Source organism: Pseudomonas sp. HMSC065H01, from assembly GCF_001815235.1.
Lineage (GTDB): Bacteria > Pseudomonadota > Gammaproteobacteria > Pseudomonadales > Pseudomonadaceae > Pseudomonas > Pseudomonas aeruginosa.
On the sequence record NZ_KV819916.1, the window covers coordinates 85529 to 95345 of the forward strand.

The following is a 9817-nucleotide window of genomic DNA, read 5'->3' on the forward strand; positions in this document are numbered from 1 at the left end:
CCTTTCGCCCACACAACAACAATAGAGCCACGCCATGCCGACATTGCACCTGGACGCCCTGTCCACCACCGCCCTCGCCCTGCTCCTGCTCGCCCTCGGCAGCCAATTGAAGAAGCGCAGCCGCTGGCTGACACGTCTGTGCGTACCGTCGCCGGTGATCGCCGGCTTCGGCTTCGCCTTCCTGGTCTGGCTGCTCAGGGATCGCGGCTGGCTCGACATCGGCCTCGACACCAGCCTGCAGACACCCCTGATGGTGGCGTTCTTCACCACCGTCGGCCTCGGTGGCAGCCTCGGCCTGCTGCGCAAGGGCGGCAAGACCCTGCTGGTCTACCTGTCGGCCTGCTGGGCGCTGGCGATACTGCAGAACCTGATCGGCGTCGGCAGCGCCGGACTGCTCGGCCTCGACCCGTTGCTCGGGATCATGGCCGGCGCGGTCTCGCTGGAAGGCGGCTTCGGCGCGGCGGCGGCCTTCGGCCCGGTTGCGGAAGGGCTCGGCGCCCAGGGCGCGACCACCGTGGCGCTGGCCTCAGCCACCTTCGGCATGGTCGCTGGCGGGCTGCTCGGCAGCCCGGTGGCGCGCTGGCTGATCGAACGCAACCGCCTGCCGGTGCAGGCGGAAAGCGACAATCGGCTGGAAGCCCTCGGCCAGCAGGAGCGACGCCAGCATGCGGCGGCCACGCTGGACGGCAATCTCCTGCTGCGCCTGCTGACCTGCGTGCTGCTGGTAATGGTGCTCGGCTTCTGGCTCGGCGACGCGCTCGAGGAACGCCTGGGCCTGGTGCTGCCCAGTTATGTCGGGGCGATGTTCATCGCCATCGTCCTGCGCAACCTCGACGACCGTCTCGGCTGGCTGCGCATTCCGGACCACGCCGTCGGCACCCTGGGCGACGTCTGCCTGGGCATCTTCCTGACCATGGCGATGATGAGCCTGAAGTTCTGGGAGCTGGAGAACCTCGGCCTGCCGCTGCTCGGCGTACTGTTCATCCAGGTCGCGGTGCTGTTGCTGCTGACGATCTTCGTGCTGTTCCGCCTGCTCGGCCGCAACTACGACGCCGCGGTGCTCTGCGCCGGCTTCCTCGGCCACGGCCTGGGCGCCACGCCCAACGCGGTGGCCAACATGGGCGCGGTCTGCGAGCACTATCGGGTGTTCTCGCACAAGGCCTTCATCATCGTGCCCCTGTGCGGCGCGGTACTGATCGATCTCGTCGCCATCCCGGCGATCACCTGGTTCATCAACGCCTTCAGTTGAACCATGGCGGCGCTCCGCTAGCGGAGCGCCAGCTTTCCGACGAGCGCCTCGGCCACTCGCCAGCAAAACGCCATTATTCCGTCGAAATCTCTCCGAAATTCCTACAGAATGTGGAAACCATTCCTAGGAAAACCTGTCTGTGCCTCTGATTTCTCCGTTCTTCAGTTGGCTGGCACGAAACTCGCCTTAGCCCTACTGTCGCCGTCTTTCGCGCCAGAGGTTCCGCGCATGGCTCCTCCCAAGCAGTCCAATACCATCGATTTCGACGCCGCCAAGCAGAAGCGCGGCCCCCAGCCCGGCGGCAACGCCAGCGGGCCGCGCGCCAGCAACCTGACGGAGTTGCGCCAGCAACTGACCCTACAGTTGCAGAGCAGCCTGGAGGCAGAGCGGATTCTCGGCCTGTTCTTCGAGGAAGTCCGCCAACTGATCCCGCTGGACGCCCTTGGCTACCGCCATCCGGGCTCCGACCTGCGCCTGGAGTTCGGCAGCAGCGCCAAGCATTCGGTGAGCTATCGCCTGAGCCATGACAGCGACTACCTCGGCGAACTGATCTTCCGTCGCCGCCAGCGCCTCGGCGAAGACGAACAACGGCAACTGGAGAGCCTGCTCGGCACCCTGCTGTTCCCGCTGCGCAACGCCCTGCTCTATCGCGCCGCGATCCAGACCGCCCTGCGCGACGCCCTGACCGGCACCGGCAACCGCATCGCCATGGACCAGGCGCTCGGCCGCGAACTGGAACTGGCCCGGCGCAACCTGCAACCGCTCTCGGTGCTGATGCTCGATATCGACCACTTCAAGCGGGTCAACGACCACTACGGTCACGCCGTCGGCGACGAAGCCCTCAAGGCCGTGGCGGAAACCATCAAGGACCACCTGCGCAATGTCGACATGGTGTTCCGCTTCGGCGGCGAGGAATTCCTCGTCCTGCTGTCCAGCACGCCACTGCAGGCTGCCTGCATGGTCGGCGAACGCCTGCGCCAGGCGGTGGAGGAACTGGACTACCGGCACGCCGGCGAACCGCTGAAGCTGTCGATCAGCCTCGGTTGCGCCGACCTGCGGCCCGGCGAAGGCAGCGACGACCTGCTGCGACGGGTCGACGAGGCGCTCTACGAAGCCAAGCGCGACGGCCGCAACCGCCTGCGCTGCGCCTGAGGCTTGCCGACTCGCACACCCCGAAGCGCGGAGCGGGCGCATCGGGCGACGGCAGTAGCGACGGCTCTCACCGGCGCAGTCACGGTTTCCGCCAAGGTCCTGCCGCTTATGGCTGCGCCGGCTCGTCCGGGGCGCCATAGGCCTGGCGCAAGCGGACGCGTTTCTCCAGCAGCCAGCCGCTGGTTTCCTTGCCGTCTCGAGCCAGGTACATGACGTTCAGCCACTCGCCGCTCGGCTTGTAGACAGTGACGAAGTCGCCGGGAATCACGAAGACCCCGGTGACACAGTCGGCACGCGGCGCGCTGTGGAAATAGGCGCGCCCCTTGTCGATCACCTCGCCCTCCAGCGGCGGACGGAAGTTGTCCTCGGGGCCGGCCGTCGCCTCGCCAAGGCTTGCGCAGCTCTGCGCCGGCATCGCCGCATCCGCGGCCAGCCCGGCGACGCTCCATAGCATGCAGAGCGCGATAGCCAGGATCCTGTGCATTTCACCACCTCCTTGTGTGCGGGCGACCATTAGACACCGATTCCCAGGCATGAAAAAGGCCCCCGAAGGGGCCTTTCCAGGGCGCTTTCCGCTCAGCGGCGGAAGCCCGGACGCATACCGTCGCCGGCCGGTTTCGGCCGCCGCTTGACCTGCGGCTTGCGGGCCGCCGGCTTGTCGCCCGGCGCGCTGGCCGGACGCTCGTCGCGCGGCTTGCTTGGGCGCGGCTTGCGGTTGCTCTCGCGGGGCCGCTCGGCAACCGGAGTGCCCTGCTCGCGCCCCTTGCGCTCGGCGCTCGGCTGCGGACCGCGCGCGGGACGCGAAGCCGGCGCGCGACGAGCGGCATTCTCGCCGTCCTCGCGCCTTGGCGCACGCTTGCGCCCGGCTTCCGGACGCTCGCTGCGCGCCAGCGGACGGGCCTGCTTGCGCTGCTGGCGTTCGGCCTTCTCGCGCGCCTTGGTGGTCATGCCCGGCAGCGCCACCGGCTTGAGGCCGACTTCCTCGCTGAGGATGTCGATTTCGCGCTGGTCCATTTCGCGGTAGCGGCCCATGGTCAGCTCGGAGGTCAGGAACACCGGGCCGAAACGCACTCGCTTCAGGCGGCTGACCACCAACCCCTGGGATTCCCACAACCGGCGCACCTCGCGGTTGCGGCCCTCCATCACTACGCAGTGGTACCAGTGGTTGAAGCCTTCACCGCCCGGCGCCTGCTGGATATCGCTGAACTTGGCCGGGCCGTCCTCGAGCATCACGCCGTTGAGCAGGCGCTCGATCATCTCTTCGGTGACCTCGCCGCGCACCCGTACCGCGTATTCACGGTCCATCTCATAGGAAGGATGCATCAGGCGGTTGGCCAGTTCGCCATCGGTGGTGAACAGCAGCAGGCCGGTGGTGTTGATGTCCAGGCGACCGACGTTGATCCAGCGACCGGTGCGCAGGCGCGGCAGGCGGTCGAAGATGGTCGGGCGGCCTTCCGGATCGTCGCGGGTGCAGACCTCGCCTTCCGGCTTGTTGTAGATCAGCACGCGACGGACACTCTCGGCGGCCTCTTCGCGGCGGATCAGGTGGCCATCGACGGTGATCGCATCGTGGCTGTCGACCCGCTGGCCGAGGCTGGCCACGCTGCCATTGACGTTGACCCGACCTTCGGCGATCCACACTTCTACGTCGCGCCGGGAACCGACGCCGAGACGGGCGAGGACTTTCTGCAGTTTTTCCCCGACCGGTACGTGGGGATTCTCTGGGGTATCGTTCATCTGGGCACCTCCCGGTGTGGCTGGCAACGAATCGAAGGGCGCGCATCATACGCGCTTCGTCAGGACAAAGCACCGTCCCCGGGCGGAAACCCGGACAATCCCGCTAGACTAGGCCGGGTTCACCCACCCCGCCACCCGGAGGCCCCGGTGCACGATGTCCCTCCCTTCAGCGGCGCCAAGCTGGCGCTGTTCTATGGCGACCACCTGGTCGTCTACAAACGCGACGAAAAACCCGGCATTCCCTTCCCCGGCTACTGGGACTTTCCCGGCGGCGGCCGCGAGGGCCTGGAGACGCCTGCCGAATGCGCCCTGCGCGAACTCGAGGAAGAGTTCTCCATCCGCCTGGAAGAACCTCGTATCGAATGGCAGCGACAGTATCCGAGCACCAGCGGCAGCGCGCCCTTCGCCTACTTCCTGGTGGCGCGCCTGGAGGACCGCGAATTCGAGGCCATCCGCTTCGGCGACGAAGGACAATACTGGCGATTGATGGAGGTGGACGCCTACCTCGCGCATGCCATGGCCGTACCCTACCTGCAGAGCCGGCTCGGCGACTATCTGCGGGAACGCCGGCGCATCGGCGAATAACGCGGATGACGTCAGCCGTTCCATGCCCCGGATAATCCGGACGGCATAAAAAAACCCGGCCGAAGCCGGGCATGCCCAGGCGGGCAGTCTCAGTGTCTGCGGTGCTGGGCGAAGCGCTCCAGGGCTTCGCGGCTGAGGCGCTCGACCTGGGCCCAGTCGCCGCGGTCGACCACGGCCTTGGGCAGCATCCAGGTGCCGCCGACGCACATCACGTTGGGTACCGCCAGGTAGTCGGCGAGATTGTTCAGGCTGACGCCTCCGGTGGGGCAGAAGCGGATATCGGGGAATGGTCCCGAGAACGCCTTCAGCGCCGCCGGGCCGCCGCTGACCTCGGCGGGAAACAGCTTGAAGCGGCGGTAGCCATGGCGGTAGGCGAGCATGATCTCGGAAGCGCTGGCCACGCCGGGCAACAGCGGGACTTCGCTGTCCAGGGCGAAGCGCAGCAACTCGTCAGTGCATCCCGGGGTGACCACGAAGCTCGCCCCGGCCTTTTCCGCGGCGGCGAAGGTCTGCGGGTCGAGCACGGTGCCGGCGCCGATGCGCAGGTGCGGGCGCTCCTCGCTGAGGCGACGGATGGCGGTCAGCCCGTGTGCCGTGCGCAGGGTGATCTCCAGGGCGGTCAGGCCGCCGGCGGCGAGGGCATCGGCCATCGGCAGGATGTCCGCCTCGCGGTCGATGGTGATCACCGGGAGGATGCGCGCCTCCCGGCACAGCGTGTCGATGCGGGCGGTCTTCTGTTCAAGGTTGTGCATGGCTACAGCTCCGCCACTCAGGGGTACCAATGGATCGTCAGCGGCGCGCGGAGGAAGGCGCGAACCGGCATCCGCCGTTCGTCCTCGACCGCCAGCGCGGTGTTCAGGGTGGCCAGCTTGGACTGGCCCTGGATCGCCAGCAGCTGCACCTTCGCCGCCGCCAGCACGGCGCGCGGTAGGGTCAGGCGCTGGTGCGGCACGCTCGGCGCCCACATCGGCAGGCAACGGCGCGTGCCCTGGGGATCCATCGCCAGGTCCAGGCCTGGGCTGTTCGGGAACAGCGAGGCGGTATGGCCGTCGTCGCCCATGCCGAGGACCAGCACGTCGATCGGCAACGGCAGCTCGTGCAGGTGGTGGTCGGCCAGCTCGGCCGCTTCCTCCAGGCTCGCCGCCGGCTGGTAGAGGCCGATGAAGCGCGCCTTCGCCGCCTCGCCACGGAGCAGGTGGCGGCGAACCAGGCCGGCGTTGCTATCGGCATGGGACTCCGGCACCCAGCGCTCGTCGGCCAGGCTGAGGGTGATCCGCGACCAGTCCAGCGGCTCCTCGCTCAAGGCTTCGAGGAAGGCCACCGGACTGCGCCCACCGGACACCACCAGCAGCGCCTGGCCCTGCTCGGCCAGCGCCGAGCGCAACCGGCCGGCGACCTCGGCGGCCAGGCCGCGGGCCTGCTCGGCGGCGCTGCCCCAGACCTGCAGGCCGACGCCGGCCGGCAGCTTCAACTCAGAAATCGCCATACCAACTCCTCCCATCGCGGGCCACCAGGGCCACCGAGGCCACCGGCCCCCAACTCCCCGCCGGATACGGCTTGGGCGCTTCGCTCAGGCGTTCCCAGCCAGCGATCAGCTGGTCGCACCACTTCCAGGCGAACTCCACCTCGTCCTTGCGCACGAACAGGTACTGGTTGCCCTGGGTGACCTCCAGCAGCAGACGCTCGTAGGCATCGGGAATCCGCGCCGCGTGGTAGGTCTCGGAAAAACTCAGTTGCAGCGGGCCGGTACGCAATTGCATGCCCTTGCCCAGGCCCTGGTCCTTGGTCATCACTTGCAGGGAGATACCTTCGTCCGGCTGCAGGCGGATGATCAGCCGGTTGCTGATCAGCGAACGCTGCTCGGGAGCGAAGATGTAGTGCGGCGGCTCCTTGAAGTGGATGACGATCTGCGACAGCTTCTGCGGCATGCGCTTGCCGGTGCGCAGGTAGAACGGCACGCCCGACCAGCGCCAGTTGCGGATATCCACGCGCAGGGCGACGAAGGTTTCCGCGTCGCTGTCGCGATTCGCATGTTCCTCCTCCAGGTAGCCCGGCACTGCCTTGCCGTCGCTGAAACCGGCGGTGTACTGCCCACGCACCACGCGCGAAGCCAGTTGTTCGGCGGGAATCGGCTCGAGGGCGCGGAGGACCTTGACCTTCTCGTCGCGAATGCTGTCCGCCGAAAGGTCGCTGGGCGGATCCATGGCGATCAGGCAGAGCAGTTGCAGCAGGTGGTTCTGCACCATGTCGCGCAGTTGCCCGGCCTGGTCGAAGTAGCCCCAGCGGCCTTCGATGCCGACCTTCTCGGCCACGGTGATCTCCACGTGGGAGATGTGGTTCTGGTTCCACTGGGTCTCGAAGAGGCTGTTGGCGAAGCGCAGGGCGATCAGGTTCTGCACCGTCTCCTTGCCCAAGTAATGGTCGATCCGGTAGATGCGGCTTTCCGGGAAGAACCGGGCGACTGCCTCGTTGACCTCGCGGGACGACTCCAGGTCATGACCGATGGGCTTCTCCAGCACCACCCGGGTACGCTCGGCGAGACCGGCGGCGGCGAGGTTCTCGCAGATGCCGCCGAACACCGAGGCCGGCGTGGCGAAGTAGGCGACCAGCGGCAGTTCGTCATCCACCGCCTCGCGCAAGCCGACATAGGCCTGCGGGTCGAGGAAGTCCATGCTCAGGTAGTCGAGGCGTTCGCGGAAACGCTGCCAGACCGCGTCGTCCCACTCCTTCGCCGGCACCGCCAGGCGCAGGCGCTGCTCCAGCGTCGCCAGGTGTTCGGCGGGAGCGCCTTCGTCACGGGCCAGGGCCAGGACGCGGGTATCGAGGTGCAGCAGGTTCTCGCGATCGAGTTGGTAGAGCGCCGGGAACAGCTTGCGCAAGGCGAGATCGCCCAGCGCACCGAACAGCGCTAACGTGCAAGGCAGAACGCGGACATCAGGCATTTGTTGTTACCAACCAAATATTGAGTGATATTGAGCCATCCACTGCGCAATTAAGACAAATATGTAGTAATTAAACAACATATTTTTCCCAGCCCGCCACGCTGTTGGTCGCATGCCGGCCTGACGTTAGGATAGGCGCCGCCGCCGGCCCTTCCCCGCCGGGCCGACAGAACACGAGGAACCCGGATGAAAAACCTGCTGGAGCAGATCCAGAGCCGCCTGGACGAACTGAACAAGGCGGAGCGCAAAGTCGCCGAGGTCATCCTGCAGAACCCGCAGCAGGCCACCCGCTTCAGCATCGCCGCCCTGGCCCAGGCGGCAGCGGTCAGCGAACCGACGGTGAACCGCTTCTGTCGCTCCTTCGGCATGAGCGGCTATCCGGAACTGAAGATCCAGCTGGCCCAGAGCCTGGCCAGCGGCGCTGCCTTCGTGACCCAGGCGGTAGCCGAGGATGACGGGCCGGAAGCCTATACGCGGAAGATCTTCAGCAACACCATCGCCTCCCTCGACAGCGCCCACAAGCTGCTCGACCCACGCGTCATCGACCGCGCCGTGGACCTGTTGATCCAGGCCCGGCAGATCCACTTCTTCGGTCTCGGCGCCTCGGCCTCGGTAGCGCTCGACGCGCAGCACAAGTTCTTCCGCTTCAACCTGGCGGTGAGCGCCCAGGCCGACGTGCTGATGCAACGGATGATCGCCTCGGTGGCGCATACCGGCGACCTGTTCGTGGTGATTTCCTATACCGGACGCACCCGCGAGCTGGTGGAGGTGGCGCACCTGGCGCGGGAGAACGGCGCCTCGGTGCTCGGCCTGACCGCCGCCGGCTCGCCGCTGGCCAGGGCCAGCACCCTGTGCCTGGACATCCCGTTGCCGGAAGACACCGACATCTACATGCCGATGACTTCGCGGATCGTCCAGCTCACCGTGCTCGACGTGCTGGCCACCGGAGTGACCCTGCGCCGCGGCGTGGACTTCCAGCCGCACCTGCGGCGGATCAAGGAAAGCCTGGTGCCGACCCGCTATCCCCTCGACGAGGACAACTGACCGCCCGCCTATTGCAGGCCGGCGGCGAGACTCAGGCGCATGCGTTCGCCGGGCGCCAGGATCAGCCCACCTGGGCGGTAGCCAGCGGCGCCGATACAGAGGAAGCGTTCCGCTTCGCCCGGCTCGACCTGCTCCACCGGGCGGCTGCCGGGGTGCCAGATCACGCTGCCGGCGCTGACGTTCTTGTCGATCCGCAAGCGGCGGTTCCAGCCGCCGTCCTCCAGCACCAGCGATCCGGGATGGTAGAGCACCTGCTTGACCGCGCCGCGCGGTATCCAGGTTCCCGGAATCCGCGAAGCGCCGCGCTGGCCGCGAGCCGACTCCAGCTCCATGCCGTGCACCACCACCCGGCTCAGCGCGCCGACCCGCCAGTAGGGCTGCAGGGCGAAGCTGAACAGGCAATCGTCGTCTTCCTCATGGTAGCTGCACAGCTCCAGCTCCAGGCGCTGGCCAAGGCGCGCATCGAGGCGCACGTGCCAGTCCTCCAGGTCCAGTTGCCAGCTCACCACCACCTTGCTTTCGTCGGCGTAGGCATCCAGCAGGCGCCATTCGCGTTGCCGCGCCCAGCCCTGCTGCGGCCATTCGCTGCCGTTCGGATGGCTGCCGAACCACGGCCAGCAGACCGGGATGCCGCCGCGCACCGGCGCACTGCTGAGGGCCGGCCATTCGCTGGCGCACCACAGCAACGGGCGTTCGCCCTGCGGCTGGAAATGCAGGAGCTGCGCCCCTTGCCGACTGAATACGGCCTGGCACAGCGGATGGTCGATCAACAGCAGATCGCGACGTTGGAAGCGTACCCAGTCGAACGGTCGCTTGGCCCGCATGGAATGAAAGAAACGCTGCAGCGGATGCTCAAGCATGTCCGATTGTCCTACCCTCTCCCCTTCCCGGAAAGCCCGGGCGTGCATCCGTGTAGTTTTACTACATTTCGCACGCAAGCCCCAAATGATCGGCACAGGAAAAGCGTAGTCGGTTTGTAACAGGCAGCCGGGAAGAGCGGTCGCCGGAAAAAAACGGCCCGCCCGAAACGCTCGGGCGGGCCCAGGTACAACACCGGAGCAGGCAACGCGACGGTCAGAACACCGTCTGGATCTTGATCCCCGCCACC

The 9817-nt window shown here is 67.1% G+C and carries 10 protein-coding genes; 4 read left to right on the forward strand and 6 right to left on the reverse strand.

The window, feature by feature from the left end; all coding sequences use genetic code 11:
• Positions 1-34 precede the first annotated feature (34 nt).
• Both gltS and HMPREF3014_RS25605 read left to right on the forward strand, forming a co-directional pair.
• Positions 35-1249: a sodium/glutamate symporter gene (gene gltS / locus HMPREF3014_RS25600; protein WP_003105930.1), complete on the forward strand. Its 1215-nt coding sequence runs from the start codon at positions 35-37 to the stop codon at positions 1247-1249.
• A gap of 228 nt (positions 1250-1477) precedes the next feature.
• The gene (locus HMPREF3014_RS25605; RefSeq protein ID WP_003105929.1) at positions 1478-2401 is read left to right on the forward strand and encodes a GGDEF domain-containing protein; all 924 of its coding nucleotides are present in this window, start codon (positions 1478-1480) and stop codon (positions 2399-2401) included.
• 106 nt (positions 2402-2507) lie between these two features.
• Here HMPREF3014_RS25605 and HMPREF3014_RS25610 read toward each other — a convergent pair whose 3' ends face one another.
• Positions 2508-2885 (reverse strand): hypothetical protein, encoded by a 378-nt coding sequence (locus HMPREF3014_RS25610; RefSeq protein ID WP_009876798.1) that lies wholly within the window; start codon positions 2883-2885, stop codon positions 2508-2510.
• A gap of 92 nt (positions 2886-2977) precedes the next feature.
• The gene (rluB, locus tag HMPREF3014_RS25615; protein ID WP_003113439.1) at positions 2978-4138 is read right to left on the reverse strand and encodes a 23S rRNA pseudouridine(2605) synthase RluB; all 1161 of its coding nucleotides are present in this window, start codon (positions 4136-4138) and stop codon (positions 2978-2980) included.
• A 147-nt stretch (positions 4139-4285) separates the two neighbouring features.
• On the opposite strand from rluB, the gene HMPREF3014_RS25620 reads away from it, so the two are divergent.
• The gene (locus HMPREF3014_RS25620) at positions 4286-4723 is read left to right on the forward strand and encodes an NUDIX hydrolase (protein ID WP_003107683.1); all 438 of its coding nucleotides are present in this window, start codon (positions 4286-4288) and stop codon (positions 4721-4723) included.
• Between the two features lie 89 nt (positions 4724-4812).
• On the opposite strand, the gene HMPREF3014_RS25625 is transcribed toward HMPREF3014_RS25620, so the two are convergent.
• The 3 genes from HMPREF3014_RS25625 to zwf are packed head-to-tail and all read right to left on the reverse strand — an operon-like array spanning position 4813 to position 7665.
• Entirely contained in the window at positions 4813-5475 is a 663-nt protein-coding gene (locus HMPREF3014_RS25625; protein WP_009876799.1) for a bifunctional 4-hydroxy-2-oxoglutarate aldolase/2-dehydro-3-deoxy-phosphogluconate aldolase, read from the reverse strand.
• A gap of 17 nt (positions 5476-5492) precedes the next feature.
• Positions 5493-6209, reverse strand: a complete 717-nt coding sequence (gene pgl / locus HMPREF3014_RS25630) for a 6-phosphogluconolactonase (protein WP_003130495.1) — start codon at positions 6207-6209, stop codon at positions 5493-5495.
• Positions 6196-7665, reverse strand: coding sequence for a glucose-6-phosphate dehydrogenase (gene zwf, locus HMPREF3014_RS25635; RefSeq protein ID WP_021204915.1), 1470 nt, complete (start codon positions 7663-7665; stop codon positions 6196-6198). The genes pgl and zwf overlap by 14 nt, the downstream gene beginning before the upstream one ends.
• A gap of 186 nt (positions 7666-7851) precedes the next feature.
• On the opposite strand from zwf, the gene HMPREF3014_RS25640 reads away from it, so the two are divergent.
• Entirely contained in the window at positions 7852-8709 is an 858-nt protein-coding gene (locus HMPREF3014_RS25640; RefSeq protein ID WP_003091466.1) for a MurR/RpiR family transcriptional regulator, read from the forward strand.
• Between the two features lie 8 nt (positions 8710-8717).
• On the opposite strand, the gene HMPREF3014_RS25645 is transcribed toward HMPREF3014_RS25640, so the two are convergent.
• Positions 8718-9569 (reverse strand): D-hexose-6-phosphate mutarotase, encoded by an 852-nt coding sequence (locus HMPREF3014_RS25645; protein WP_003112064.1) that lies wholly within the window; start codon positions 9567-9569, stop codon positions 8718-8720.
• Positions 9570-9817 lie beyond the last annotated feature (248 nt).

Coding starts and splice junctions, on each gene's coding strand:
- gltS (WP_003105930.1), top strand. CDS start 35: ATGCCGACATTGCACCTGGACGCCCTGTCCACCACCGCCCTCGCCCTG.
- HMPREF3014_RS25605 (WP_003105929.1), top strand. CDS start 1,478: ATGGCTCCTCCCAAGCAGTCCAATACCATCGATTTCGACGCCGCCAAG.
- HMPREF3014_RS25610 (WP_009876798.1), bottom strand. CDS start 2,885: ATGCACAGGATCCTGGCTATCGCGCTCTGCATGCTATGGAGCGTCGCC.
- rluB (WP_003113439.1), bottom strand. CDS start 4,138: ATGAACGATACCCCAGAGAATCCCCACGTACCGGTCGGGGAAAAACTG.
- HMPREF3014_RS25625 (WP_009876799.1), bottom strand. CDS start 5,475: ATGCACAACCTTGAACAGAAGACCGCCCGCATCGACACGCTGTGCCGG.
- pgl (WP_003130495.1), bottom strand. CDS start 6,209: ATGGCGATTTCTGAGTTGAAGCTGCCGGCCGGCGTCGGCCTGCAGGTC.
- zwf (WP_021204915.1), bottom strand. CDS start 7,665: ATGCCTGATGTCCGCGTTCTGCCTTGCACGTTAGCGCTGTTCGGTGCG.
- HMPREF3014_RS25640 (WP_003091466.1), top strand. CDS start 7,852: ATGAAAAACCTGCTGGAGCAGATCCAGAGCCGCCTGGACGAACTGAAC.
- HMPREF3014_RS25645 (WP_003112064.1), bottom strand. CDS start 9,569: ATGCTTGAGCATCCGCTGCAGCGTTTCTTTCATTCCATGCGGGCCAAG.